The organism is Ktedonobacterales bacterium (genome assembly GCA_036557285.1).
In the GTDB taxonomy this organism is placed as follows: Bacteria; Chloroflexota; Ktedonobacteria; order Ktedonobacterales; family DATBGS01; genus DATBHW01.
Window position 1 is genome coordinate 49,569 of the sequence record DATBHW010000044.1, and the last position, 25,661, is coordinate 75,229.

Annotated in this window: 24 protein-coding genes; 9 read left to right on the plus strand and 15 right to left on the minus strand. The window is 60.7% G+C overall.

The window, feature by feature from the left end:
- Positions 1-31: 31 nt before the first annotated feature.
- The 4 genes from VH599_12890 (at position 32) to rsgA (ending at position 4,095) form a co-directional block, all read left to right on the plus strand.
- A complete protein-coding gene (locus tag VH599_12890) occupies positions 32-1,189 on the plus strand; it encodes an ABC transporter permease (GenBank protein HEY7349202.1) in 1,158 nt (385 codons plus the stop codon).
- 165 nt (positions 1,190-1,354) lie between these two features.
- Positions 1,355-1,948, plus strand: a complete 594-nt coding sequence (gene pyrE, locus VH599_12895; GenBank protein HEY7349203.1) for an orotate phosphoribosyltransferase — start codon at positions 1,355-1,357, stop codon at positions 1,946-1,948.
- Entirely contained in the window at positions 1,945-2,697 is a 753-nt protein-coding gene (locus tag VH599_12900; protein ID HEY7349204.1) for a methyltransferase domain-containing protein, read from the plus strand. The genes pyrE and VH599_12900 overlap by 4 nt, the downstream gene beginning before the upstream one ends.
- Positions 2,698-3,015: 318 nt before the next feature.
- A complete protein-coding gene (gene rsgA, locus VH599_12905) occupies positions 3,016-4,095 on the plus strand; it encodes a ribosome small subunit-dependent GTPase A (GenBank protein HEY7349205.1) in 1,080 nt (359 codons plus the stop codon).
- Between the two features lie 43 nt (positions 4,096-4,138).
- Here the strand turns inward: rsgA and VH599_12910 are convergent, their stop codons facing one another.
- Positions 4,139-6,670 (minus strand): bifunctional (p)ppGpp synthetase/guanosine-3',5'-bis(diphosphate) 3'-pyrophosphohydrolase, encoded by a 2,532-nt coding sequence (locus VH599_12910; GenBank protein HEY7349206.1) that lies wholly within the window; start codon positions 6,668-6,670, stop codon positions 4,139-4,141.
- Positions 6,671-6,990: 320 nt separating this feature from the next.
- Positions 6,991-7,296, minus strand: coding sequence for a zinc-ribbon domain containing protein (locus VH599_12915; protein HEY7349207.1), 306 nt, complete (start codon positions 7,294-7,296; stop codon positions 6,991-6,993).
- A gap of 346 nt (positions 7,297-7,642) precedes the next feature.
- Between VH599_12915 and tgt the strand changes: the two genes are divergently transcribed.
- Complete coding sequence (tgt, locus tag VH599_12920; GenBank protein ID HEY7349208.1) at positions 7,643-8,845, plus strand: tRNA guanosine(34) transglycosylase Tgt; 1,203 nt, start codon at positions 7,643-7,645, stop codon at positions 8,843-8,845.
- A gap of 15 nt (positions 8,846-8,860) precedes the next feature.
- Here tgt and VH599_12925 read toward each other — a convergent pair whose 3' ends face one another.
- The 8 genes from VH599_12925 to VH599_12960 form a co-directional block, all read right to left on the minus strand.
- Positions 8,861-10,468, minus strand: coding sequence for a tetratricopeptide repeat protein (locus VH599_12925; GenBank protein ID HEY7349209.1), 1,608 nt, complete (start codon positions 10,466-10,468; stop codon positions 8,861-8,863).
- A gap of 97 nt (positions 10,469-10,565) precedes the next feature.
- On the minus strand, positions 10,566-11,069 hold the full coding sequence (locus VH599_12930; protein HEY7349210.1) for an OsmC family protein: 504 nt from the start codon (positions 11,067-11,069) through the stop codon (positions 10,566-10,568).
- 24 nt (positions 11,070-11,093) lie between these two features.
- Positions 11,094-12,575, minus strand: a complete 1,482-nt coding sequence (gene gatA, locus VH599_12935; protein HEY7349211.1) for an Asp-tRNA(Asn)/Glu-tRNA(Gln) amidotransferase subunit GatA — start codon at positions 12,573-12,575, stop codon at positions 11,094-11,096.
- A 3-nt stretch (positions 12,576-12,578) separates the two neighbouring features.
- Positions 12,579-12,890 carry an Asp-tRNA(Asn)/Glu-tRNA(Gln) amidotransferase subunit GatC gene (gene gatC, locus VH599_12940; GenBank protein HEY7349212.1) on the minus strand — a complete coding sequence of 104 codons (312 nt, stop codon included), beginning with the start codon at positions 12,888-12,890 and terminating at the stop codon, positions 12,579-12,581.
- A 12-nt stretch (positions 12,891-12,902) separates the two neighbouring features.
- A complete protein-coding gene (locus VH599_12945; GenBank protein ID HEY7349213.1) occupies positions 12,903-13,190 on the minus strand; it encodes an acylphosphatase in 288 nt (95 codons plus the stop codon).
- A gap of 7 nt (positions 13,191-13,197) precedes the next feature.
- A complete protein-coding gene (locus VH599_12950) occupies positions 13,198-13,998 on the minus strand; it encodes a lysophospholipid acyltransferase family protein (protein HEY7349214.1) in 801 nt (266 codons plus the stop codon).
- The gene (cmk, locus tag VH599_12955) at positions 13,985-14,659 is read right to left on the minus strand and encodes a (d)CMP kinase (protein HEY7349215.1); all 675 of its coding nucleotides are present in this window, start codon (positions 14,657-14,659) and stop codon (positions 13,985-13,987) included. The genes VH599_12950 and cmk overlap by 14 nt, the downstream gene beginning before the upstream one ends.
- Positions 14,660-14,765: 106 nt before the next feature.
- Entirely contained in the window at positions 14,766-15,551 is a 786-nt protein-coding gene (locus VH599_12960) for a pseudouridine synthase (GenBank protein ID HEY7349216.1), read from the minus strand.
- Between the two features lie 64 nt (positions 15,552-15,615).
- Here VH599_12960 and VH599_12965 point away from each other — a divergent pair, with 64 nt between their 5' ends.
- On the plus strand, positions 15,616-17,094 hold the full coding sequence (locus VH599_12965) for a hypothetical protein (protein ID HEY7349217.1): 1,479 nt from the start codon (positions 15,616-15,618) through the stop codon (positions 17,092-17,094).
- Positions 17,095-17,187: 93 nt separating this feature from the next.
- Here VH599_12965 and VH599_12970 read toward each other — a convergent pair whose 3' ends face one another.
- The 3 genes from VH599_12970 to VH599_12980 all read right to left on the minus strand — a co-directional run bounded on the left by VH599_12970 (position 17,188) and on the right by VH599_12980 (position 19,925).
- Entirely contained in the window at positions 17,188-17,433 is a 246-nt protein-coding gene (locus tag VH599_12970; GenBank protein HEY7349218.1) for a hypothetical protein, read from the minus strand.
- A gap of 362 nt (positions 17,434-17,795) precedes the next feature.
- The gene (locus tag VH599_12975; protein HEY7349219.1) at positions 17,796-18,563 is read right to left on the minus strand and encodes a phosphotransferase; all 768 of its coding nucleotides are present in this window, start codon (positions 18,561-18,563) and stop codon (positions 17,796-17,798) included.
- A gap of 135 nt (positions 18,564-18,698) precedes the next feature.
- Complete coding sequence (locus tag VH599_12980; GenBank protein HEY7349220.1) at positions 18,699-19,925, minus strand: DUF2851 family protein; 1,227 nt, start codon at positions 19,923-19,925, stop codon at positions 18,699-18,701.
- Positions 19,926-20,007: 82 nt separating this feature from the next.
- Between VH599_12980 and ccsB the strand changes: the two genes are divergently transcribed.
- Positions 20,008-21,015 (plus strand): c-type cytochrome biogenesis protein CcsB, encoded by a 1,008-nt coding sequence (gene ccsB / locus VH599_12985; GenBank protein ID HEY7349221.1) that lies wholly within the window; start codon positions 20,008-20,010, stop codon positions 21,013-21,015.
- 109 nt (positions 21,016-21,124) lie between these two features.
- Here ccsB and VH599_12990 read toward each other — a convergent pair whose 3' ends face one another.
- Together VH599_12990 and VH599_12995 are read right to left on the minus strand one after the other, a co-directional pair.
- Positions 21,125-22,066: a hypothetical protein gene (locus VH599_12990; GenBank protein ID HEY7349222.1), complete on the minus strand. Its 942-nt coding sequence runs from the start codon at positions 22,064-22,066 to the stop codon at positions 21,125-21,127.
- 172 nt (positions 22,067-22,238) lie between these two features.
- Complete coding sequence (locus VH599_12995; protein ID HEY7349223.1) at positions 22,239-23,147, minus strand: isoaspartyl peptidase/L-asparaginase; 909 nt, start codon at positions 23,145-23,147, stop codon at positions 22,239-22,241.
- Positions 23,148-23,444: 297 nt separating this feature from the next.
- On the opposite strand from VH599_12995, the gene VH599_13000 reads away from it, so the two are divergent.
- Positions 23,445-24,653 carry a CaiB/BaiF CoA-transferase family protein gene (locus VH599_13000; GenBank protein HEY7349224.1) on the plus strand — a complete coding sequence of 403 codons (1,209 nt, stop codon included), beginning with the start codon at positions 23,445-23,447 and terminating at the stop codon, positions 24,651-24,653.
- Positions 24,654-24,674: 21 nt separating this feature from the next.
- On the plus strand, positions 24,675-25,646 hold the full coding sequence (locus VH599_13005; protein ID HEY7349225.1) for a GNAT family N-acetyltransferase: 972 nt from the start codon (positions 24,675-24,677) through the stop codon (positions 25,644-25,646).
- Positions 25,647-25,661: the final 15 nt, after the last annotated feature.

A 25,661-nucleotide genomic window follows, 5' to 3' on the forward strand; every position in this document is an offset into this window, starting at 1 on the left:
CTAACACCGTCATCAACAGGAGGCTTGCGCTATGTCGTTCCTGCGTATCGGCGCTCTGACGCTGCGCATCGTGCGTCAGTTCCTGCGCGACCCGCGTACCCTGGCGCTCATTTTTCTGGCGCCTATCCTGGTCATGACCCTGCTCAATCTGGTTCTGAACAATCAAACATCAGCGATTACACTGGCCGTCGTCCTGCCCACCGGCAGTGATCAGGCCACCGCTCTCTTTAACCAGAATCTGAAGCAGGCGCTTGAGCAGCAAAAAGACACGCTGAGCGTCAGCTACATCGCCGCCAGCGATGTGGACAGCACGCTCGACAACGGCGACGCCAATGGGGTGCTGATCTTCCCAGCCGATTTTGCTGCCCAACTTCAGCAAGGCAACGCGGCAGCCGAAAGCGTCACCCTGAAGCTCGATGGCTCAAAACCTGGCCCGGCCAAAGCCCTCAATAACGCCGTGACAGCCCTCATCAAAAATCTGACGCAGCAGGCGGCTCCAAGCGGCCAGAGCGCGGCGGGCGCGTCTCTAACCAGCAGCCCCGCTCTCAGCGTGACCAGCGAATATCTGCCCGCCAGCAGCAAAGACTACGGCCAGACGGATGCGCTCGCGCCGCTCTTTGTCGGGCTGTTCGCCTTCTTCTTCATCTTTCTGCTCACCTCTGTCTCGTTCCTGCGCGAGCGCGCGCGCGGCACCATCGAGCGGCTGCTGATCTCGCCGCTGAGCCGCGCCGAACTGGTACTGGGCTACGTGCTGGGCTTCACCATCTTTGCTGTCGTGCAATCGCTGCTCATCCTGCTCTATGTGATCTATGTTCTCCAGGTGCATTATGCGGGCAACCTGGGGCTGATCTTCCTGATCACCCTGGCCCTGACGGTGGGCAGCGTCAACCTGGGCATCTTCCTTTCCACCTACGCGCGCAACGAACTCCAGGTCATCCAATTTATCCCGCTGGTGCTGGTCCCCCAGGCGCTGCTCGGCGGCCTCTTCTGGTCGGTCAGCAGCCTGCCAGTCGTCCTCAAGCAGATCGCCTATGCCTTGCCGCTCACCTGGGCCAACTTTGGCCTTACGGATGTCATGCTCAAAGGCAAGGGGTTAGAAACCATCTGGCCCGATCTGCTGGTGCTGGTTGGCTTCGCCGCCTTGATGGTGGTGCTGGCGGCCTTCACCGTTCGGCGCGAAAGCGCCTGATCGCGCTCCGCTGCGCTGGCGGCGTCTCTCTGTCTAGGGAGACGCCGCCAGGATTGTGCAGCGTCCTCATTTTTCCCGCAAGATGTTTCGCGCAAGATATTTCTTGCAAAGCACCCATATCGGTGGTAGCATGCGGAAAATACCCACACCTGGAAAGCGCCCTCTATGTCCGACCTGAACGAACACGCTGTTGAGCAGATTTTCCGCGCGGCAGGAGCCGTGTTGGAGGGGCATTTTTTGCTGACCTCTGGCCGACACAGCGCCGCCTATTGGGAAAAGTTTCAAGTTCTCCAGTGGCCTCAGCATACCGAGCGCCTGTGTCGCGCCCTGGCCGAACATTACCGCCCAGCCAACGTCGAGGTGGTTGTTGGCCCGACCACCGGAGGCATTCTGCTGGCCTATGAAGTCGCGCGCCAGCTTGGCGTGCGCGGCATCTTCGTCGAAAACGACTCTGACCGACCCGGCCATCGCGCCCTGCGGCGCGGCTTTCAAGTGCGCCCTGGCGAGCGCGTGCTTATTGTTGATGATGTGCTGACGGCGGGCACCTCTATCCGCGAAGTGCTAGAGGCGCTCACGCCCTTTCAACCTGATATAATCGGCATTGGCGTCCTCATTGACCGCAGCCAGGGGCAGGCGGATTTTGGCGTGCCCCTGCACGCGCTGCTGCATCTGTCTATTCCCAGCTATGCGCCCGGCGATTGCCCTCTCTGCGCAGCGGGGCAGCCGCTGGTGAAGCCTGGTTCTCGGAAAATTACATGAAAAACTGGTACGAGCAGACCTTCGAGGAGATCGGCGAAGATTTTGAGATTATTTTCGCCGGGCAAATGCCGCGCACACGCGCGCAGGTCGAGTTTGCCATTCAAGCCCTGCGTCTGGCCCCTGGCGCGCGAGTGCTGGATATTGCCTGTGGCGTGGGGCGGCACTCCATCGAACTTGCCCGGCGCGGTTATCAGGTAACGGGGCTGGACCTCTCTTCTACGCTGCTGAACATCGCCGCCGAACGCGCCGAGCGCGCGGGGGTACAGATCAACTGGGTGCGCGCCGATATGCGCGAGATCCCCTTCGCCCACGAATTCGACGCCGCATTCAACATCTTCAGCAGTTGGGGCTATCTCGAATCCGAGGAGGAGGATGAAAAAGTGCTGGCCGCTGTCGCGCGCGCGCTCCGGCCAGGCGGCGCTTTTCTGCTGGAAACAGCCCACCGCGACTGGCTCATTCGCAATTTTCAGGCGCGCAGTTGGAGCGAAGGCATCGGTGTGCTGGTGCTGGAAGAGCGCGTGCTGGATTTGCTCAGCAGCCGCTTGCTCGCCGCATGGACAGCGATCTATGATGATGGTCGGCGGCGCCAGTGGCAGATCAATACCCGCCTGTATACTGCCGCTGAGCTACGGCGTATGCTGGAGAGTGCTGGCTTCAGCGTCAGCCAGTCTTTTGGCGGCTACGACGGCGCGCCGCTCACGCTTGATAGCTCTCGACTGATTCTCGCCGCCGAGTTGCCCACGCCCTAAATCTGTTTCGTAACAAGCCTTGCCAAATGCCCCGCGCATATAATACTATGAGTCCGGGACGCAAACTTGATCTTTTCCCTACCCACCGCAGGCAACTCTTACAACAGACCTTCATGAGTACGTATTGGAGAACGGGCTGGCTCGCCAGCCCGCCTTCCACGAGCAGCCTATGAAACAAACGCTCGTGGTGTTCTTTTTTAGACGCCCTGGCTGGTGATCTCGACGCTCGCGCTTTTGAGCAGCAGCGGTTCTTAATTATGAGGAGGTACCCGATGTTTGATTGTGTTCTGGCCGTTTGTCCGGCATAGTGGAGGTGACATGACTGGCAGCATGACTGGCCTTGTGATTGGCAGTGCTCACGGTATTTTCGACGTCGCTCTGGAGGAGGAGACTCTCCGCTGCACCTTACGCGGCAAGCTTCGCAAACCTCATTTTCAGCCGGAACATGCAGTGGCCGCTTCAGGCCGCAAAGGATTCTCGAAGTTCCTCCGCCTCAGCAAAACCATTCTTCCTCACCAGAACACCCCTGACAGGGGCGCAAGCAGAGCAACTGCCGTTGCTGATCCCCCCGAAGAAGAAGCTCCGCCCCTGCGTATCTGCGTTGGCGATCTGGTGCGTGTCACGCGCATTGACGCCAAAAACGGCGTTATCGAGGAAGCGCTTCCCCGGCGCAGCAAAATGTCGCGCGGCTCCTCCGAAACCGGCAATGAGCAGATCATGCTTGCCAATCTCGATCAGGCTATCATCGTGCTTGCTGTCCGCGAACCTGAACCCCATTTCGGCTTGCTGGACCGCTATCTGGCGATTGCGGAACACAATCAGATCACGCCGATCCTCTGCTTGAATAAAATGGACCTGGGCTGCCCCAAAGAGGTCATGGAGGCGGCCAAGCTCTACGCTCGCCTGGGCTATCGCGTACTTGGCACCAGCACCATCACCGGCGAGGGGCTGGATACGCTCAAAGACATCCTCGGTGAGAAAACTTCTTTACTGACCGGCCCATCCGGGGTCGGCAAAACATCCCTGCTCAACGCGCTGGAGCCGGGCTTCAGCCAGCGCATCGGCGCCATCAGCGAGGCTACCGGCAAAGGTCGCCATACCACCACCAGTGTGCGGCTTTTCCCGCTCTCGTTTGGCGGCTGGCTGGCCGATTCCGCCGGTATCCGTGAACTGGCGCTCTGGAGTATTCCCGCCGAAGGGCTGGCTTCCTGTTTTATTGAGATGCGTCCGTACCTGGGGAAATGTGAGTTCGAGGATTGCACTCACGCCGAAAATGAGGAGGGCTGCGCCATTCGGCGCGCCCGCAAGCAGGGCAAGATTCGCGTAGCGCGCTATCGCAGCTACCTCCAGCTACGCCAGGAAGCCGAGGAAGACGAAAAAACGCTGGCGCGCGGCTGAAGATCGTCTATCAGCCCGCGCGCCAGCGAATCGGTCATGCCGCTCAGCGCAGGTCGCGCTCGACGTTGACCACATCCTTCATCTTTTTCAGCCTGGTAAAGATGTGATTTAACTGCTCCAGGCCCTCGATCTCCAGCGTCGCCGTGATGATTGCCTTGCGCGCCGAAGGAACGGTGGTCGCGCCCACCGCCGTCATATTGATGCCAATTTCCCCAACGGCTGTCGCCACATCGCGCATCAGGCCAGGTCGGTCCTGGGCGGTAATAATAATGGGCGCCAGATAGCGTTCCTGCGGCATCGTCTCCCAGCTTACCTCGATCAGCCGCTCTCCATTGCGCTCCTTGTAGCGTCGCAGGTTCTTGCAATTGGCGCGATGCACCACCACCCCACGCCCCCGACTGGTAAAGCCGATCACTTCATCGCCTGGCAGCGGTGAACAGCAGCTTGCCAGGCGGGTAAGCAGCCCACTCATCCCGCCAACAAGCAGCCCAGCCGCCTGCTTTGGCTCCGCAGGCGCTGTTGGCGTCAACGACGCCAGCACTGCCGAATCTTCCGCTGCCGCGCGCGCCTCGCGGTCGGTTGGCGTTTCATGGGCTTTTTGCTCCTCCTGGATATGCGCAACCAGCCGAAGCGCCACCGTATGTGGGCGCAGCTTTTCGCGCCCGGCGGCAGCCAGCAAATCCTCCCACGCGCCCTCGCCAAACTCCCCCAGCAGCCAGCTTTTCTCATCCTCGGTCAGCGCCGCCAATCCCCGCGCGCCCAGCGCGCGCAGTTCGCGGTCCAGGTGTTCCTGCCCTATCTGAATATCAATATCGCGCTCCGTCGTCTTCAGATAGCGCAAAATCTTCTCGCGGGCGTGCTTGCTGCGCGCAAAGGCCAGCCAGTCGCGGGAGGGATGAGCGTTCTTGTTGGTGATAATATCAACGATCTCGCCATTCTTCAGTTCATAATCCAGCGGCACCATGCGCGTAATCAGCCGCTCGGTGTCTGTGATGATGCGCGCCCCCGCGCAGTGATCACCGACCTCGCTGTGGATGCGATAGGCAAAATCCAGCGGCGTCGAGCCGACGGGCAACTCCTTCACATCGCCCTTGGGCGTGAAGACAAAAATCTGATCTTTGAAGAGATCATCCTTGACCGTCTCGACAAACTCCGTCGCCCCCAGCGATAGCTCTTTTTGCCATTCGCGTAGTTGCTCAATCCAGGCCAGCATCTCCTGACGTGGCAAGGCTGAGCCGCCGCTCTCTTTATAGTACCAATGCGTCGCCACGCCCAGTTCCGCTGTGCGGTGCATTTCGTGCGTGCGGATCTGAATCTCCGCCAGCCGGTTGTCCAGACAAAAGACGGTGGTATGGAGGGACTGATAGCCGTTTTGCTTGGGCTGGGCGATATAATCCTTGATGCGCCCATCCTTGGGACGCCAGAGCATGTGGATATGCCCCAGCGCCCGATAGCAATCCTCCACTGTATCCACCAGAATCCGAAAAGCGATCAGATCGTGAATCTCGCTGATGTCCACGCCTAGCCGCTCAATCTTGATATAGATGCTGTAGAGGTGCTTGGGGCGACCAGAGATTTCAGCCTTGATGCCAGCGCGGCGCATCTCTTCGTCCAGAATCTGGCAGACACGATCAATGTAGTCCTTGCGCTGCTCGCGCTTCTCGGACACTTGCTCTTTCAACCATTGATATTTCTTTGGCTCCAGATATTTAAAAGCCAGGTCTTCCAGTTCCGTCTTCACCAACCCCATACCCAGGCGGCCAGCCAGCGGCGCGTAAATCTCGCGCGTCTCGCGCGCTTTGGCTTGCTGCTGCGCCGGACTCATTGATTCCAGCGTGCGCATATTATGCAGCCGGTCGGCCAGCTTCACCATTACCACGCGCGGGTCTTCGGCCATCGCCAGCAGCAGCTTGCGCACTGTCTCAGCCTGCTGTTTGATGTAGCTATCGCGCACGCGCTTCTTGCGCCGCTCTTCATCTTCTGAGGCTGGCACGGGCCGTAATTGGACGCCGCCTTCAGTCGAGGTCGTGCTATCGGCGGAAGCGTCTATGCGTCCGGCATCGTCTGCGCCTGCATGCTCCTCGGCCTGGCTCTGCTCATCGCTCGCGCGCGCGGGCGTGACCAGACGCAGCGCGCTCTTCGCAGGTCCGGTTTTCTTCTCTTCAAGGGCGCTCTTCCCACGCGCCGCTTTCTTCGTCTCGAAAGCGTTAAACTTGGTGACGCCATCAACAACGGCAGCGATCCCAGAGCCAAATCGCCCGCGAATATCGTCCAGCGTAAAGCGCGTATCCTCGACCACATCATGCAAAAGCGCCGCCGCCACCCCTTGCGCGTCAATACGCATATCAGCCAGGATTTTTGCTACAGCCAGGGGGTGTTCAATATAGGCTTCGCCCGACTGGCGCGTCACGCCGCGATGCGCCTCCTCAGCCAGCGCATAGGCATGCTCGACCAGTTCAATATCGCTGGCCGACATATAGCGTTGGCACTCATCCAGCAGCGCCTTCAACGCTCCTGTGGCTGGCTGAGCCGACTGATGGTCCGGGTGAATATCCTTACGACTGGCCGTAGACATGCCATTACTCCTGACAGTTTCCGCTGCAACCGATGTTGCTCGTATACGCGAAAACTTCATTTTAGTGTATCTGTTCGCCCGCAGGCGCGTCAAGGAGAAGAATAGAGTTGTTGCCAGCACATTCAATGCCAGCGTCCCTCAAGCCAGGGCAAGCGGCAGGCGCCAGATGCTGATAGATGATTGCGCCCCGCATTGAAGTGTTCCCATTTGCTTAGCATTGAAGCATTCCCATTTTAAGAATCATAGCAAAAAAAGGAGAAACAGGCCAGGAAGCTTCCTGGCCTGTTCATCGTGTTGTGTGACCTGATCCTTGAAACGATCTAGCGGCGCACGCGCACTTTATCGTAGCAGGAGCTGCAATACACCGGGCGATCATTCTTTGGCAGGAACGGAACCTCTGTCTCGGCGCCGCACTCGGCGCAAATGACCTGGTGCATTTCGCGCGGAGCGCGCTCACCGCCCGCCATCCGTCCGCCCCCCTGGGCGCGACGTGCCGCGCGGCACGTCGGACAGCGAGCAGGCTCATTCATCAAGCCTTTCTGCTGGTAGAACTCTTGCTCACCGGCGGTGAATACAAAATCCTGACCGCACTCACGACACCTGAGCGTTTTGTCTGCGAAGCTCAACTAGGGACCTCCCTTTGAAATTATCGGTTATCCTGTGTCATGGTCCATAGCAGCGTGGCTTACCAGAGTTCCCCTAGCAGCGTGGGACGCCTTGTGCCAGGCCCGGAACGAGACCGAGTCGGATACCGGACAAAGCATACACTATTTCAGCCCCTTTTTCAAGGGGTTTGCGAAGCAGTTTTCAAGGCTGTCAAATCCTGACACACTCTGAATCAAGTTGGTCTAGCATCAGGCGTCTGCTCTGCTGGCTGTTTCTCCGGTGCGGCTCTCCTTATGCTATAATGGGGCTGCTATGTTGAGTTCTTCATCAGATCAACCAGTACTATCTTCCCATGATCAGCACGACATGGCTGCATCCGTTGCCACGCCAGCCTTCACCTTCCAGGTTCACGCGCGCGATCCGCACAGCGCCGCCCGCGCCGGAACCATCCATACCCCACACGGCGACATCCCGACGCCTATCTACATGCCGGTGGGTACGCAGGCCAGCGTCAAAGCGGTCACGCCCGCCGAACTGGAGACGCTGGGAGCGAAGATCATCCTCAGCAACACCTATCACCTGCTGCTGCGCCCCGGCCCCGAACTGATCGCCAGCTTTGGCGGCCTGCACAACTTCATGCAGTGGCAGCGCCCCATCCTCACCGACAGCGGCGGCTTCCAGGTCTTCAGCCTGGGCCATCTGCGCAGGCTCACCGAGGAAGGGGCGCTGTTCCGCTCTCACCTGGATGGTTCCGAACTCTTCCTGACACCAGAGCGCGTCGTTGCCGTCGAGGAGCAATACGGCGCGGACATCATCCTGCCACTGGACGAATGCCTGCCCTATCCCACCACGCCGGAGGCCAGCGTCATCGCTATGGAGCGCACGCACCGCTGGGCCGAGCGCGCCCTGGCCGCCAAACGCCGACCCGATCAAGCCCTCTTTGGCATCATTCAGGGCGCTTTTGACCCGGCGCTCCGCCGCGCCAGTGCGCGTTTTATTGGCGCGCTGCCCTTCCCTGGCTTCTCTATTGGCGGGCTTTCTGTAGGCGAACCCAAGGAACTGATGCTGCCGCTGCTGGAAGCGACGACCACCGAGCTTCCCGATGGCAAGCCACGCCATCTGCTGGGCGTTGGCTCGCCGGAAGATTTGCTGGAGTGTGTGGCGCGCGGCGTTGATATGTTCGATTGCGTCTTGCCCACGCGCACCGCCCGCAACGGCGGCCTCTATACCCGACATGGCCGCGTGAATATCCGCGCCGCTCGTTTCCGCGCTGAGCGCGGTCCCGTCGAGCCAGGCTGCGACTGCGCCGCCTGTCAGACCTTCAGCGCGGGCTATCTGCATCATCTGGCCCGCGCAGGCGAACTGCTCTACTATCGCCTCGGCACCATCCACAACCTGCGCTTCATGATCCGCCTGATGGAGCAGGCCCGCCAGGCCATTGTTGATGGGCACTTCACCAGCTTCAGAGAGGAGTTTCTGGCGGGCTATACGCCGGTCAACGCCGAGGTGCGCGAGGCACAGCGCCGCAAATGGCAGGAAGCGCGAGCGCAAGAGCGTGGCAGCCTGTAAAAGGACAGAAAGCTTTCACCGCCAACGCTGCCGCATATGCGCCATCTCAGATTTTTGAGATGGCGCATATCTGCTCTGCTCATGATAGCCTTCAAGGCGATCTATCCATACCGTATACCCCATTTCCCGCAACCACTCTTTATCATGAGCAGTCAATCTGCCAGCGTGACGTGGTTTGCCCAGGCAATGCGCTGCCTCCAAGCGCGCGGCAACCAGGACACACCGCCAGATAGACCAGCGCCTTCTGAGGCTTACTGTCGCTACTTCCCAGGCTTCCTCATAGCAGCCTGTGCGCAACAGGAGCACGGCCTTGAGGACTACAGCCATATTGGCCGCCCGCGAACCGCGTCCCTGGAACTGAGCGAGCGCCTCAATATCGGCTGTCGCCTCTGGAAACTTGCCTAGCTCCAGCCGCGCACGCGCCCGATCCCCCAGCGCGTACACTCCCAGCGGTCTGCCTAATTCGATCACTCTAGTGGTTGCCCGCTCCAACTCAGGCCATTTCCCCTGGGCGCTGGACGCATCAACGAGTTCCTGCCAGGCTTCCACAGAGTTTTCATCCCTTGAGATCACAGCTTGTGCGATCTGTTCAGCTTCAGCGTAGCGTTTCTGGTGGACGTAGACATGCGCCTGGAGCGTCAGGGCTTCGGCGTCATGAGGATGCTCTGCCAGCACCCGCTCAATAATCTGCAAGGTTTCGGCATTGTGTCCCGCGTAGTAGAGGCTATGAGCAAAACCCAGTCGAGTCTCTTTGAGCGGCTGCTGAGCATGAACAGCCTCGACTAAAGACTCGAATGCCAGCGTGGTGACAAACACGCCAGGTTGTTTAGGCGCTTCGGCCAGCGTGGCAAGCGAGATTGAGACGCCGCCATGATAAGCCATCCAATCACAGAGCGCTTTTACCGCTTCTGGGTACCTCTGCTCCAAATATGGAGCAGCCACCTGCTGCGCCCAGCGATATTCTCGCTGCTCAGCGTCTCGCTCTCTCGCCTCCCCATCTACGACACACCAGCGCCCCCGTGTCCTCTCGATTTTATGCTGCATATGATGAGCAATCTCGTGGAGCAAGGTCGAGAGCATGCGTAGTCGGAGATAGAGTTCTAGTATCTCCCGGTTGGGCAGCGCGTCATCATATACATGGGCGTAGAGCCTGATGGTTGCGCGATATGAAAAGTATGTCCCAAGGTAGCGCCCGCCAAAGACTCCTGGCAGGATTTCGCCGCCAAGACGCCCCGTCAAGGGATCGCGCTCAAGAGGAAGGCTTTCAACATCGAGTTCCTGGCGCTGATACGGCACCCCCAGACACAACTCAATGAGACTTATCCCTGTGAGCGCCTCTGATGGCAAGCGCTGCATCACAGCCCGCAAATCCTCTACGCTCGCGGGGTAATGAACAAACGCTTTCTGGTCTACGACCAGGATGGGGGGAGGCTCGCCATCAATAGGCGCTTCAAGCGATGGCGGCTGGCGGCGTCCGCGCCATACCTCCGCCTTGATGGCGCGTTTCCGGCCAAGCAATGCGCGGATATGTTCGATGCGGACACGTCGCCGTTGCGACTGAGCATACTGGTCCTGCCGCGCTTCCTTAAGCTGTCGTCGCGTAGCATGAATGCTCCGTGACATGCCACCGTCCTTTTTAGGCCCGTACAGCCTCCAGCGCCCAGCTATTGCCGTGAATATCAGCCAGCACAGCCAGGATGCTATTCATTCCTGTTCCTCATTACTCCCAGCCTGCCTCCATCGGCGGCGGGTTACGCAGCGTGGAAAGGACGACACAATATTTCTCCGCCTTCTCGCGCAGCGCGGCAAGCTGTTCCGGGCTGGCATCTGGCGCGACAATATCGAACCGTGTCCTGATCGCCAGAAAGCCAACCGGAACCGTGGGATCAACCCCCAGCGTGCCTTTTAAGTCCAGGTCGCCCTCCACCGTCACGTTGATCTTTTCGGTCTTGATGCCCATCGCCTCGGCAACCATCTGCGTCGTTAGCTGCGCGCAGGCGGCCAGCGCCCCCAGCAGCAGATCGCCGGAGCAGGCTCCCGCGCCAGGCCCACCAACGCCAGGATGCGCCTCGGCTTGATAGATGGCGCGGCCCAGGTCCACATTGCACGCCACCGGCGTATCCGTCTGATCGCCTCTGGCCGTCAGGGTGATGATGGCGCGCTCTGGCTCCTGCCGGTACTGCTGCTTCAGCGGCTTTTGCTTCTCGCGTAGATTAAAGGTCATGATGGTTGCTCCTGTCTCACCTGGCTACGCCGCGCTTGTAACATTCAGCGTCGGGCGGCGGCGATGATAGTCTGTTACTTGTTGATAGGCATCGGCCACGCGCAGCAAGACCGCTTCCTTGAATGCAGCGCCCAGCAGTTGCACCCCCACCGGCAGGCCCTCGCTGAACGGGCCGGGCATCGAGAGGCCGCAGATGCCCGCCAGATTCGCCGGAATCGTAAAGACATCCGAGAGATACATCTGATAGGGGTCATCAACCTTCTCGCCAATCTTGAACGCCACCGTCGGCGAGACCGGACTGACCAGCACGTCGAACCGCTCGAACGCGCGATCAAAGTCTTGTTTGATCAGCGTGCGTATCTTTTCGGCGCGCAGATAATAGGCATCGTAATAGCCGGAAGAAAGGGCATACGTGCCAAGCATAATCCGTCGCTTGACTTCCGGCCCAAAGCCTTGCTGGCGAGTCTTTTTGTAGACATCCAGCAGGTCTTCGGCCTCCTCGCGCACTGAGAGGCCATACTTGATGCCATCATAGCGCGCCAGATTGGCGCTGGCCTCGGCAGGCGCGATAATGTAATAGGCCGCGACGCCATAGCGCGTGTGCGGCAGCGACACCTCGCCCACCTCCGCTCCCAGATCGCGCAGCGTTTCGATGGCCGCGCGCACCGAGGCGACGACGCCCGGCTCGGTACCCTCAATCCAGTATTCTTCAGGGATGCCCACGCGCAGCCCCTTGAGATCGCCAGTCAGCGCGGCGCTATAATCAGGCACAGGCGCCTGAACCGCCGTCGAATCCAGCGGGTCCGCCCCGGCTATCGGCTGGAAGAGCAGGGCCGCGTCGCGGGCATCGCGGGCAAAGGGGCCAATTTGATCGAGCGACGAGGCAAAGGCAACCAGCCCGAAGCGCGAAACCCGGCCATAGCTGGGCTTGAGCGCCGTCACATTGCAAAGCGCGCCGGGCTGGCGAATCGAGCCGCCGGTATCGGTGCCATATGACCCCAGCGCCTCGCAAGCCGCCACCGCCACCGCCGAGCCGCCGCTGCTCCCGCCTGGCACGCGCGCCAGATCCCACGGGTTGCGCGTCGGAAAGAAGGCGGAGTTTTCGGTGGAAGACCCCATCGCAAACTCGTCCATGTTGGTCTTGCCCAGCATCACGATGCCCGCCGCATTGAGCCGCTGCATCACCGTCGCGTCGTAGGGCGGCACAAAGTCCTCCAGAATATGCGAGCCGCAGGTGGTGCGCACTCTATCGGTGCAGATGACATCTTTGATCGCCAGCGGAATGCCCGTCAGCGGCGAAACAGCCTCTCCAGCGGCAAAGCGACGATCCGCCGCTTCCGCCTGCTGCAATGCCAGATCAGGCGTCAAAGTGATAAAGGCGCGCAGCGCACGCTCAACCTCATCAATCCGCTCCAGATGCGCCCTGGTCAGTTCCACCGAACTGATCTCGCGGCGGCGCAATAATTCAGCAGCTTCGTGTATGGTTACTTCCCAAAGTGGGGCCATTCTCTATCCTCCAGCTTCTTCGCCAGCTTCTTCCAACACAGCGGGGACACGCAAAAAGTTCTCTTCAGCCTCAGGCGCGTTGGCAAGCAACTGCCTGGGCTGGTCAGAAGGGCGCGGCTGGTCGGGAGCCATCACATTACGCACTGGCAAGATATAGGCGCTGGCGGGTACCTGGCTTACATCAACCTCGTTCAAGATCGCCATATTTTCCAGAATCACCCCAAGCTGGCTCATCAGCCGCTCTTTCTCTTCTTCGTTCAACCCCAGGCGAGCCAGCAGGGCCACATTCTCAACATCTTCGCGTGTAATTGCCATGATATTTTCTCCTCAATAGCGCACCCGGAATCCCGCAAATACGCCGGTGGCTGGCCCCCAACCAGTCTCAACCTCCCGCACATAGGCCGCAGGTGGACCCAGACGCAGCGATTCCAGCAATCGCTCCAGCAGGGGGCGTGGCCCCTCGGCAATCACCTCAACCGTCCCATTGGGCAGATTGCGCGCATAGCCGCGCAGACCCAGCGCGTTGGCCTCTTCAATCACAAAATAACGATAGCCCACGCCATGCACGCGCCCATGCGCGGTAGCCGTCAGGCGCACGATCTCTGTCTCCCCCATCGCAGCATTACTCTATTTCAGTAGAATCACCAGAATGACCGGACCCGCTGGCGGCCTCTGTACTCATGGCTTGCGCTCCAGGCGTGGCCTGTTTCTGCGCCGTGATGCTTTCCGGCGCGCTTGCGGGCAGCGACACGGGCGCTTCTGCGGCTGTCTCCGCGCTGCTCGCCTCATCGCCGTAGATGCCCCGATACTGCGGCGGCAGCAGCGCGGCGATCTGCCGCATAATCACATTCAACTGGCCCTGAAGGTCGGTATGCCCACGCCGATCTTCGCGGCTGAGCGTGAACGGCTCGCCATAAGTCAACGTAATGGGTGTGCGCCAGGGCCAGATACGCCAGGGCTTGAACCGCTCAGAGCCATAGATGCCTACCGGCACAATCGGCGCGCCCGAACGCATGGCGATCAGCGCCACGCCCGCTAACCCCTCTTTCATCTTGCGCGAGCGGCTGCGCGTGCCTTCTGGAAAGATCACCAGCACCTGCCCGGCCTTCAGCACATCGTCTGCCTGCTTGATCGCCTGGCGATCAGCCTCGCCGCGACGCACCGGGAAAGCCCCCAGGCCAATCACCAGCCACTTGAGCGGCGCTTTCTGAAAGAGTTCAGACTTTGCCATAAAATGCGTGCGGCGCTTCACCCGCAGGCCAATCATCGGAATGTCGGTCCAGTTCAGATGATTGCTCACCAGGATGACCGGACCCGTTTGTGGCACGTTCTGGACCCCGGCCACACGCAGACGAATGAACAGAGGCAGAAGGGTACGCACAATCGCGCGGCAGGTCTCATAGAACCACTTATACTCTTTCATGGATGATCTCCAAGATGCGTTCAAGAACCTGCTCTATCGTGAGATGCTCTGTATGAATCACAACAGCATCGTCGGCGGGACGACTCTGCGCGCTATCCAGCATATCGCGGCGCTGCACCTCAGCCAGCACTTCCTCAAGCGTCGGCGCTTCATCCTGCTTGGCGCGCAACTCCAGCCAGCGCCGCCGGGCGCGCTCATCCAAAGAGGCGGTCAGATAGATTTTCACCTGCGCGTTGGGCATTACCACCGTGCCAATATCGCGTCCGGCCATCACCACGCCGCCGCGCTCGCCGCGTTCCCGCTGGCGGCGGCGCATCGCGGCGCGCACCGCCGGATGATGTGAGACCAGCGATACCGCGTGATCGACCTCCGGGCTGCGCAGCTGCCAGGTCACATCGCGCCCCTCCACCCTGACGGTATACTGGCGGCCATCAGTAGCCGTCGGCAACGTAATCTCCAGATCGAAGGTCTCGGCCAGGGAACCCAGCGGCGCCTCATCCTCCAGGTCTATGCGCCGCTGCAAGGCCAGCCAGGTCAGCGCGCGATACATAGCGCCAGTATCGAGATACAGATAGCCCAGTCGCTTCGCCAGCAGTTCACCTACGGTACTCTTGCCGACACCGGCAGGCCCATCAATAGCAATTTGCAGGTCTTGGCGCATGTCGCCTCCAGAGAATCGCCCCGCCGTAGCCGCCTGAAGCCAGGCCAGGGCATATATTCTGGCTCATTATAGCAGCAAATTAGCCCCAAAAGAAAGCGTGGGGAATTTATTTGCCAGCCAACTTCTCAACCTCCGCCGCACTCAGACGCCGCCACTGGCCGGGCGGCAGATCGCCCAGGCGCAGCGAGCCAACACGCACCCGAATCAGCCGCAGCACTGGATGCCCAACCGCCGCGAGCATACGCCGCGCCTGGCGTTTGCGCCCTTCACGCAGCGTCACAGAGAGCCAGCTTGTGCCATTGCCCATTGCCCGCAGCAAACGAGCTTGCGCGGGAGCGGTGGGGCGCGCCTCGCCAGGCAATAAGAGGCCGCGCCGCAATGGCTCCAGGGCGGCAGCCGTTGGGACACCACGCACCAGCGCGTGGTACTCTTTCTCTTGCTCGTAGCGCGGATGCGTGAGATGCAGCGCAAACGCGCCATCGTTCGTCAGCAGCAGCAGCCCCTCGCTGTCAAGATCAAGCCGACCTACCGGAAAGAGCCGCTCTGCTCGCAGCGTCGGCGGCAGCAGATCAAGCGCCGTCTGGCGGCCCTGGGGGTCGTGGGCCGTCGTGACCACCCCGGCGGGCTTATGCAGCAAGAGATAGACCCTGGCAGCCGGGGGCCGCACCGGCTGCCCATCCACCTGCACCTCGTCTTTTTCTGGCTGAACCTTCATACCCAGGTGCGTCACTGCCTGCCCATTGACCTGCACGCGCCCGTCCCGAATCAATTCCTCAGCGTGGCGACGCGAAGCAACGCCTGCCCGCGCCAGAAACTTTTGCAGGCGCTCAGACCCTGCTGACCCTTCAGACGCTATAGCCCAATCGGGGGATAACTCTCGCTCTTGGCCCATAACCTCTAGTATAATCTGCGCCTGGATGGAAACACAAGAACCAGCCAGGCGAAAGGGGACTGCTGTGCGTTCATTCTCTTTGCCAACGCTCCCAAATCCAGCGCCAGAGAACCAACCGACACGACAGTCTAAAAAACGAGTCGTGTATCTCTGGCTGGCGCTCGCCGTCGTCCTGGGGCTGGTCCTGGGGAGCGGCCTGGGGCTGCTCTTCGCCAAAACCGGACCAGGCTCCGCCCCCACTTCCAGCGACCTGAAACCACAGAACCCGCTTTCCCAGGTTGCCAGCGCCATCACTCCCACACGGCCAGGAGTCACGCCAACCCCTCCGCCAAAGCAGCCGGGTGGAACCAACCACTTCGCCTTCGGGCTGGATAGCCACCCTGGCAATGTACAATATATGAACGATATGCGCGCCAAAAATGGCGCAGCCTTTGACTATCGTTATCAGTACCTCTCCGCAGGCGTCAACACCGGCTCCGGTTGGGAGACCTGGAACAGTCCAGCAGGGGCTTTTGCCACCCTCTATATTCAGGAAAGCGCCAAAAACCACTATATCCCTGTGCTGGTCTATTACGAACTCCTGCAATCGAATGGAGGCTGCGGCGGCTGCGGCGAACAACAAAAAGACCTGAGCAACCTCGCCAACGCCAGCCTTATGAAAGCCTACTATGCCAACTGGGCGCTGCTCATGCAGAAGATCGGCGCGACCCATAAGACCACCCTGGTTATCGTCGAGCCTGATCTCTGGGGCTATATGCAGCAGAGCGTTGTGAACGGCTCGAACAGCGCCGCCTCGGTTCCGGCCAGCGTCGCCAGTTCAGGATACGGCGCGGCGGCTGGCCTGCCCAACACCGCGCAGGGCTACGCCTGGGCGCTCTTGCATATACGCGATCTGTACGCGCCAAACGCTGTGCTGGCGATCCATGCCTCCAACTGGGCTACGAAATTTGACATCAGCAGCAATACCGACCCCAACCTAAACGTAAAGAGCCTGGCACAGAAAGAAGCGCAGTTCCTGCTCTCAGCGGGCATCAAAGGCAATCCCAAAGGCATCTCGCGCTGGAACCTGCTCTCAAACGACGTGGCCGACCACGACTCCGGGCAATCGGGCCTCTGGTGGGACCGCTCGAACAAAGCCCTGCCCAACTTCTCGCGCTACCTGCAATTTATCAGCGCGCTCACAGCGGCCAGCGGGCTGCACGTCATGATGTGGCAGGTACCCGCTGGCAACCAATACTTCGATACCGAAAATAACAGCAAGGGGCATACCCAGGATAACCGCCCCGAATATATCCTGGGCCATATCGCCGACTTTGCCCACGCGGGCATCATCGGCGTCCTCTTTGGCCCCGGCAACGGCGGGACTGAATATAACGACGCCCGGCAAGATGGTGTCACCAATCCCGCGCCGATCAGCACCTTCCAGTGCAACCAGTGCAACAGCCACCAGAGCCAGTACGCCGACGACGATGGCGGCTACCTGCGCATCTTCGTCGGCCAGTATTACAAGAACGGCGCGTATCCACTGCCTGCGGGCTGGTAGAGACCTGAGAAGATGTTGATTGGCGAGAAAAAGCATTGCGCACTATGACCAGGCACGTGCCTGCCCGCAAGTAGGGCCGCGCCCGACGCCGCTTCATACCGTCTGCGCTTTGTTCGTCTCCTCCATGTGAGACTCCTCTTCAGGAAAGACAAAGAAATTAGGGGAGGGAAGCGTTTCTTCATCTTCCATCAGCAACTCAAGCGCTTCCTGGGCCATCTCAGCGGCTTCTGCGTAGGTGGCGCCATGCGTGTGTGCGTTGCCCCATTCTGGCAATGTAACAACATAGCATTGATCTTCTGGCGACCACTGGATGAGGATGCTATAGCGCGGTGGGTTCATGGCTTCCTCTTTCTGGCTTGTTCTAGCTTTTCGAGCGCCTCGCGCAAGTCTTGTTCCTGATACGGCTTGGCATCATCCCCGTCCTGTCCTGGGAGAAGAATCGAGCCAGGCAGCAATGGATGCCTGTACTTGCGGTGACTCCCTTTCCCTTGCTTCTTTACCAACTGAAAGCCAGCGCGCACATAATCAGCCGCTAGCTCACGCACTTTACGCGGCACTGCCTCCACTCTCCGTATTTTATATTATGAAATAAAAGTGCCTCCCTTTCCAGGGTATAAACGCCTCTTCTTTGCTATTCTACCACGCTGGCCTGTCGAAGAACAGGGAGAGGGCGCTGCCTCCCGGCTTTTCACAAGCCCTATCTACAGGACAAACACTCTGGGGCGCGCCATCCACTCAGCCAGATCGATCTTCCCCTGTGCCTCCAGCAGACGATAGAAATAGCGATAGACCGGACGCACAGCCACCAGATCAGGGAGCGGCAGCAGCCCTGCATACCCGCGCGCCACAGCCGCCGCGCCGGGCTGAGTCAGCAGGTACTCCAGGGCAATGAAATCGAACGCGCGCGGCCCAATCACATAGGCTTCAGTATCTATCAGGCCCGTCAGATGTTCCCCGTCCGTCAGAAATTGCGTGGGGTCCAGATCGATCATCACCAGCGCGCCCACCTCAAGCGGCGGCAGTTGCAGCGCAGCGGCCCACATCGGTTCAAGCGCGGCGCTGATACGGGCGTCATGCTGATAAAACTGATCCACAAGCAGCCGCATCGTTTCCGCAAGCCGCGTATGAAATGTCGGCAACGGGTGACGGGGCTTGCCCGTCGGGTGGCCGTAAGAGGCAAAGCGTCGGCAGTGAATACACGCCAGCGCCCGGCCAAGCTCTTCTAGGGCAGACTCAGGCAGGTGATCGAATGCCTCAAGAGGCGCGCCCGGCACATAATCCACGACCACACACGATCTTCCGGCAAGCGTGGCCTTCCGGCGAACACGCGGGACAGCAATGGGGCTGAGGCGCGCCAGAAGCCCATTGAGCGGCTCAAGGTCAAAGATGCTGCCCGGATCGATCCCAAAGAGATGATGGCAGCCGCCCCAAAACGGCCCGCCAGGGCTGCCCCAGCGAAAGGCGCGCACCACCACTTCTTCTCTGGTCGTCTGGACATACTAGACATCGCTGGCATGCCCGGAATACCCAGGGTCCAGATAGCGTTGTGTAACAATAGGCTCAGCAAAGAGTTGTTGGAGGTCCGGCTCGTTCATCTACGAAGATCAACCCTCCTCGTCAGCAAGCCGCCGCGCGCAGGGACAGGCGGCGCAGAGCTTTGCGCGGCACCAATGTTTATGCGCGTGCTGAAGTCCCTGCTGCGCCAGCGCCAGCCGGGGATGCTTTGGCAAGAGCAGTTGCCGCTGCATCGCGCGAGTAATCTGATTGGAGGGCAGCCCTGGAAACTCCAGCGCCAGTATATAAGCTCGCTTTGCCAACGCGTCATCCTCATGCAGCAGCGCCCAGCCATAGGCAAAGGGCAGCGCCACGTTCCAGACCAGAATCGCGGCGCGCCCGGCGCTGAGCAGCTCAGAAGGAGCGGCGCTCTGGCGAGCAGACACCTGATAGGTCTCGCCGGAGATGGTGAGAACCCGCAGCAGCGCCTCTCCGGCGTCATCCGATTGCGTCCGCGAAAGCAGCGCCCAGAGTTCCGGCCAGGGACCGCGCTCGCGCCAGCGCACCGCCAGCCGCGCCAGCGCCGCCAGACGCTGACGGTCCAGGCGCGGCGGAAGTGTCAGGCGCTCCAGCAGCGCCTCATAGGCGCGCACAGGCGAAGTGAGGCCAGGAGCCATCCTGGCAAGCTCTTCGCCCAGCGCACGAAACGCTTCGCGCTCGCGGCCATAGCCCAGCCCCTCGGCCAGCGCCACAAAGAGCAGGCGGCTTTCAACGCTCCAGCCCTGGTGACTGGTTTGACTGGCCGAATCCGCCTGCTCCAGAGCAGCGGATAACTGCGACTGAAAAGCAGTAGCTTTCTCCAGAAAGCGCGCTTCCCCGGCCTGATCGAGCAGCGCCAGCAGTTCAGACTCCGCCAGGCGTGTCGCATCCTGCTGACAGGGCCACTGCTCGGACTCTTTTGGGCGCAGGGGCAGCGTTGGCGGCGCCACAACATCGGCCAACGCCAGCACAGGCGCGGTAGCTCCATCCGCCAGCCGCGTGGGCTGAAGATCAGTCGTGAAAACGACATGCAAGATCACCCGGCCATAACGTGGATCGCTTTCGTGGCCGTGCGCGCGCCAGTCGCCGCCGCGCAGATGGACCTCCACATCGCCACAGAGCGTGCGATCATCGCCCAGGCGAATCACCGCGTCCCGAAAATCAGGGCCAGGGCCACCGCCGGGGCGGCCAGGATAGAGGACGGTGAGGCGCTCGCCATTCGTCGTGCGCAGCGGCACACCCATCAACTCCCCGCTGGCCCAGCGCCGGACAATATCGCGCTCCGAGATTTGTTGCATGTCTTTGTTCCCTGTGCTACTATTTTTGGGTAGTCGGGACCATTTCTTATGGCTTGCGCTATTCTCTCCAAGGAGACCCATTATGGCCGTATCGCTCACACAAGATTTCTTTTATATCTCCGTTTTCTTGACCGCCGTCGCTGTCGTTGCGTATCTGGTCTACACTCTGAGCAATCGCCACGCCGTCCTGGCAACCCTTGCCGATGTTCGCGCTCGCCGCGCGCGTGGCAAAGCCACCGTCAAGGCCAGCGTCGAAAGCGCCGGGAGCGCCGCTGGTGGAGGCGCAGGAACGGCAACGCTTGTCCGCGAGTTTGAGGTCGCCGTCCCCAACGTTGACCCGGACTATCGCGCCGTTTACTGGGGGCGCATCGGCACAGGGGCCGCCTGGTTCAGCGTCATCGCCCTCCTAACCTCGCTGATCTTCCGCTCCGTGGTCATGGGCTACCCCCCCTGGGTCAACATGTATGGCTACAGCCTCAGCTTTTCCTGCGCCTTGTTGTTCTGCTACCTGCTCTTCGAGCGGCGCTACCACTCGCGCGCGTTGGGCGTCTTTGCTACCGGCGTCGCGCTCCTGTCAATTGCTTTTGCCATCTACATTGGCGCTGCTTATAACCAGGCCACGACCAGCTACAACGTCATTCCCGCGCTTCAGGACGAGAAGATTCTCATCTTGCACGTCTCGATGGCGATCTTTGCTTATGCCCTCTTTACCGTCGCCTTTGGCTGCGGCATCATCTATCTCGTCCAGACACAGACAAACCGCTTCTCCTGGCTGCCCAGCGCCGAGGCCGCCGATGAATTGGGCTACAAAGCGGTCATCATCGGATTCCCCTTGCTGGCCCTGAACCTGATCCTGGGCGCTTATTGGGCCAACTACGCCTGGGGCCACTACTGGAGTTGGGATCCCAAGGAGACCTCGGCCCTTGTCACCTGGCTGGTCTACGCGATCTATCTGCACGTGCGCGGCGTGCGCGGCCTGCGCGGCAAATGGTCAGGCTGGCTCCTGGTGCTGGGCTTTGCCGCCACGCTCTTCACCTACTTTGGGGTGAGCTTCATCGTGCCCGGCCTGCACAGCTATGCAGGAGTGTAACACAAGAAAGCGAAGGGCGTCTGCCTCCCGTGCGGGAGGCAGACGCCCTTCTTCATCATCGGTTCCTTCTACTACACCTTCTACCATTCCTCACTACTATCCTTCACTATTATTTCTTCGTCTCAGGCTGAAGCGACTCTTTGAGAACCAGCGCATACGCGGGATTATACGCCTGATCGCAAGACCCGCAGGAAACCGGACGGGGATAGCGCCGCACCCGCTGATACTCTTTGGCGCAGCGCGGGCAGATATAGACGTAGCGAATCGGGCGCGCGGCGCGCGCGGCTTTCTCACGGCGGGTCGTCTCTTCGCGCAGCAAGGCGCGCAATTCCTCCGGCGGATAGCCCGTCACGGCGGCCTCATCCACCGAGATCGAATCATAACCATGACAATGATGGCGCCGGGGATGGCCGCGCAGGCGATCAGCCAGATGAATCAGTTCATGCGCCACCGTCACCTCCACGCTCTGCGGCAAGAGGTCCGGCTCAACAAAGATCAGGTGGCGATGGAGCAGCGAAGCGCCCTGACGTTGAGGCATTACCACCGGCGGAACGGCAAAGCTGGGCAAGGGCAGTTGGGTCAGCACCGCCGCCGCTTCCTCAGTTTGCGCGCCGATGGCCTGGGCAAGCTGCAAATGGCGACGCTGGCGGCGAGTCAATGGAGGAGATGGAAGATAGCAATAACAACCCAGCGCCAGCGTATTCAGACGCCGTCCTGCCCAGCGGGCAAACTCGCGGCGGTCTTGCGTCACCGCCACGCGGCGCCGCTCTTCGGGGGGCAGGCCCAACTTGTGCCAGTAGAGGTCCAGCCAGCGCCGCACCTCATCACCAGCGTGCAGCACTGGCAAATTATGCAGCGGCGGAGGTTCGGAGACGGGCCGACTACGGCCCGATGATTTGCTTCCTGTCGTCATTGCCCTGTTCCCTCCGCAAAAGCCAATAGAATAGAGGTCCAGCAGACACAGCGGCTCATGCGCGCTCTCCAGCAGCCCCTCTTCAGAGCTGCTGCCCCCTTTCCACACAATCAGCCGCCCAGGGGCAAGGGCATCCATATCCCGCGCCATTCATCCGTGTCAAGCCGGGCTATCGTGTCACAACCCCAGCTATTTTAGTATATAGATACGCCTTCGCGCCTGCAACAGCCAGGCACAAATGCCCCAGGGGCTTACACCGATATAACGGGTAAAGGCGCCTGGGGTATCACTTGCTGCCTGGCGTGATCTGCTACTCGATTCCTACCACCGGCGTCTCCATCCCCTCCACGAGATACCCATAGGACATATGCGGCGTGTTATGGGCAAAGCCCACCTGTCCCTGCCGATCAATCAAAATCAAGCCGCCAGAGCCGCCCAGGCGCTCGGCCAGCAGGCGTATTGCTGCCTCTGCGGCGCTCTGAGCAGACATCCCCAGCGCCAGAAACTCACAGGCCCGCCGCGCCAGCATCAGACGTACAAAATACTCGCCATGTCCGGTTGAAGAGACGCCGCCCAGGCTGTCCTCAGCATAAAAGCCACAGCCCACCAGCGGCGAATCGCCCACGCGCCCAGGGCGCTTATTCGCCATGCCGCCTGTCGAGGTCGCCGCCGCGATATGCCCCGCGCTGTCGATGGCAACCGCGCCCACTGTCCCGTGTTTCTCCTCGCCTCCGTCAGCCGCAGAGACGCCTACGCCATCCCCAGGCCGATAGCCGCGACGCCAGCGTTCAAGCTGCGCCGGAGTCACCAACTCTTCTGGAGAGCAAAACTCCATGCCCTGCTCCTGCGCAAAGAGTTCTGCGCCCGCGCCTGTCAGCAGAACATGCGGACTCTGTAGCACCAGGCGTGCCAACAAAATAGGGTTCTTGATCTGCATCACGCCGATAATTGCCCCAACATCCAGCGTCGTCCCATCCATCATTCCGGCGTCAAGCTCTGCCGCGCCGCTGGCATTGAGCGTGGACCCTGTGCCAGCGTTAAAATGAGGGTTATCTTCCAGCGCGGCGACGGCGCGCATTGCCGCGTCCAGCGCAGAGCCGCTGTTTTTCAAGATGTCCCAGCCAGCCAGCACCGCAGCGCGGCAGCCCGCCAGCGAAAGATCATGACGCCCCGGTTGAATATCGCCCGCGCCGCCATGCACAATCAGAGCCATTGACATATCGCACCTCTGTGTCCGTCAGCCAGAGTTCGTCGCTGGACCCTGGCTCGCATTCATTGAAAAATTGCCCCATCTTATGCGCACTCCCTGTATCAAGGGGCGCAACAACCATTCTACCAGCCGCGTCAACCGCAAGCATTGACAGGCGGCTGCTTTCGCTGGTACGCTTAAGAGGCATTTCAGATACAATCAGCGCCGCTGCCAGCCAGGGTCTTGCTAGAGGGCCAGCGCCTCTGAGCAGTTCTATTTTTTTAGGATGGAGCAATTTTAGGAATAATAGAAAGAAAAGGAGCCGCCATGAACACCGGACCGATGCGTGCTTTGCCCCTGGCAGGCGTTCGCGTGCTGGACCTTTCGCGCCTCTTGCCCGGCGGAGTGGCATCACAGATGCTGGGCGACCTGGGCGCGGATGTCATCAAAGTAGAAGAGCCGGGCCTGGGCGACTATGGCCGCCTGATGCCGCCGCTCATCAACGGCATGGGCCTGGCCTATCTGGCAACGAATCGCAATAAGCGCAGCCTGGCGCTGAACCTGAAGCGCGCCAGCGGGCAAGAGGTGTTCAAGCGACTGGCGGCGCAGGCCGATGTCGTGCTGGAAAGCTTCCGGCCTGGCGTGCTGGAGCGGCTGGGCGTGGGCTATCCACAACTGCGCGAGATCAACCCAGGCATCATCTACTGCGCCATCAGTGGCTATGGGCAGTATGGACCCTATCACCTGCGCGCCGGACATGACCTCAACTATCTAGGCTACGCCGGGCTGCTCTCTCACAACCGCGAGGGCCACGCGCTGCCAACGATGCCCGCCACGCAGTTCGCCGATATTGCGGGTGGCGCGCTTCCGGCGGTGATCGGCATTCTCGCGGCGCTGGCGGGCCGGGCAAACTCCAGCAAGGGCCGTTTTGTGGATGTCTCGATGATGGAGGGCGCGCTATCTCTGATGCCTCTGCTGGCAGCGACCACCCTCAATACCGGCCAGGAGCCAGCGCCGGGCGCGGGCCATCTCAACGGCGGCCTGCCCGCGTACCACGTCTACGAAACCAAAGACGGCAAGGCGATCACGCTGGGCGCGCTGGAGCCGAAGTTCTGGTCTACCTTCTGCGAGCGCGCCGGACGGCCTGACCTGCTCGCCCTGCATCAGCCGACCAGCGGCGAAGAACGCGAGGAACCACTGACCGCCCTGCGCGCGCTCTTCCTGACAAAAACCCGCGATGAATGGGTGGCTGAGTTTGGCGAGATCGAAACCTGCCTGGGGCCGGTCAATTCGCTCAGCGAAGCTCTGCAAGACCCACAGGTCGAGGCGCTGGGAACGGTTCGCCGCGCCGACTATGGCCCCAGCGGCGAATTCGGCACGCTGGCGCTGACCCCGCACATCGAGGGCGTCCCCTTCGAGGTGCGCCACGCGCCGCCCACGCTCGGCGAGCAAACACGCGAAATCCTGCTGGCATCAGGATATACTGAAGACGACTTGACGCGCCTGCGCGACGACGGAGCCATCTGGTGGCCCTGATACCGGATCGAGGAGATACTCATGACTGCTGTCCTTCCAGATGGCCTGACCATTCGCGCCCCCACGATGGACGATGCCGAGGCCATCGCTGCATTAGCCAACGCCTGTAGGCTGGCCGAAGGAGGAACAGCTACCCTGACCGCAGAAGAGATTCGCTATGCCTGGCAGACGGCTGGCTCCGACTTCAACCTGGCAGCCAACACCTGGGCTGTCGTCACGCCTGAAGGAAAGCTTGTCGCCTACGCCGATCTCTTCCAGAGAGGGTACGTGGCGTTCTCTATGGTGGGTTGGACCCACCCTGAGTATTGCGGGCAGGGCATCGGTACGTACCTGCTGCGGCTGGTTGAAGCGCGAGCGATCCAGCAGATTCCTGCTGCCCCTCCCAGGGCGCGCATTAGCATCAAAAGCGTCTCTATCAGCCATAAGAACGACGCGGCGCGGCTGCTGGTGGAGCAGGAGGGATACCGGCTGGCGCGGCATGTCTGGGAAATGATGATTGAGATGGACAGCGCGCCGCCCGCTTCCGCCTGGCCGGAAGGCATGACCATACGCACCTTCATTCCCGATCAGGATCTCCATCCCGTGTATGCGGCAATCGAAGAAGCCTTTCAGGATCACTGGAACCATACGCCGACACCCCTGGAAGATTGGGAGCAACGAGTCAAACGCAAAGGCTTCGATCCGACGCTCTGGTTCCTTGCGCTGGATGGCAAGGAGATTGCCGGAGCAGCATTGTGCCGTTCCGATTCAGGAACGGCCCTGGTCGGTCAGTTGGCGGTGCGCCGTCCCTGGCGGCGGCAGGGGCTGGGCATGGCCTTGCTGCGCCACGCTTTCGGCGAGTTTTACCGACGCGGCAAACACCAGGTTATCCTTACCGTTGACTCGCAGAACCCAACTGGCGCTACACGCCTCTACGAGCGGGCTGGCATGCGCGTCATCTGGCAATACGACACCTATGAGAAGGAACTGCGCCCGGGCACAGGTTGCGTGTAGCGCCGTCGTCCCTGG

Coding starts and splice junctions, on each gene's coding strand:
- VH599_12890 (HEY7349202.1), top strand. CDS start 32: ATGTCGTTCCTGCGTATCGGCGCTCTGACGCTGCGCATCGTGCGTCAG.
- pyrE (HEY7349203.1), top strand. CDS start 1,355: ATGTCCGACCTGAACGAACACGCTGTTGAGCAGATTTTCCGCGCGGCA.
- VH599_12900 (HEY7349204.1), top strand. CDS start 1,945: ATGAAAAACTGGTACGAGCAGACCTTCGAGGAGATCGGCGAAGATTTT.
- rsgA (HEY7349205.1), top strand. CDS start 3,016: ATGACTGGCAGCATGACTGGCCTTGTGATTGGCAGTGCTCACGGTATT.
- VH599_12910 (HEY7349206.1), bottom strand. CDS start 6,670: ATGTCTACGGCCAGTCGTAAGGATATTCACCCGGACCATCAGTCGGCT.
- tgt (HEY7349208.1), top strand. CDS start 7,643: ATGGCTGCATCCGTTGCCACGCCAGCCTTCACCTTCCAGGTTCACGCG.
- VH599_12925 (HEY7349209.1), bottom strand. CDS start 10,468: ATGTCACGGAGCATTCATGCTACGCGACGACAGCTTAAGGAAGCGCGG.
- VH599_12930 (HEY7349210.1), bottom strand. CDS start 11,069: ATGACCTTTAATCTACGCGAGAAGCAAAAGCCGCTGAAGCAGCAGTAC.
- gatA (HEY7349211.1), bottom strand. CDS start 12,575: ATGGCCCCACTTTGGGAAGTAACCATACACGAAGCTGCTGAATTATTG.
- gatC (HEY7349212.1), bottom strand. CDS start 12,890: ATGGCAATTACACGCGAAGATGTTGAGAATGTGGCCCTGCTGGCTCGC.
- VH599_12945 (HEY7349213.1), bottom strand. CDS start 13,190: ATGGGGGAGACAGAGATCGTGCGCCTGACGGCTACCGCGCATGGGCGC.
- VH599_12950 (HEY7349214.1), bottom strand. CDS start 13,998: ATGAAAGAGTATAAGTGGTTCTATGAGACCTGCCGCGCGATTGTGCGT.
- cmk (HEY7349215.1), bottom strand. CDS start 14,659: ATGCGCCAAGACCTGCAAATTGCTATTGATGGGCCTGCCGGTGTCGGC.
- VH599_12960 (HEY7349216.1), bottom strand. CDS start 15,551: ATGGGCCAAGAGCGAGAGTTATCCCCCGATTGGGCTATAGCGTCTGAA.
- VH599_12970 (HEY7349218.1), bottom strand. CDS start 17,433: ATGAACCCACCGCGCTATAGCATCCTCATCCAGTGGTCGCCAGAAGAT.
- VH599_12980 (HEY7349220.1), bottom strand. CDS start 19,925: ATGCAACAAATCTCGGAGCGCGATATTGTCCGGCGCTGGGCCAGCGGG.
- ccsB (HEY7349221.1), top strand. CDS start 20,008: ATGGCCGTATCGCTCACACAAGATTTCTTTTATATCTCCGTTTTCTTG.
- VH599_12990 (HEY7349222.1), bottom strand. CDS start 22,066: ATGGATGCCCTTGCCCCTGGGCGGCTGATTGTGTGGAAAGGGGGCAGC.
- VH599_12995 (HEY7349223.1), bottom strand. CDS start 23,147: ATGTCAATGGCTCTGATTGTGCATGGCGGCGCGGGCGATATTCAACCG.
- VH599_13000 (HEY7349224.1), top strand. CDS start 23,445: ATGAACACCGGACCGATGCGTGCTTTGCCCCTGGCAGGCGTTCGCGTG.
- VH599_13005 (HEY7349225.1), top strand. CDS start 24,675: ATGACTGCTGTCCTTCCAGATGGCCTGACCATTCGCGCCCCCACGATG.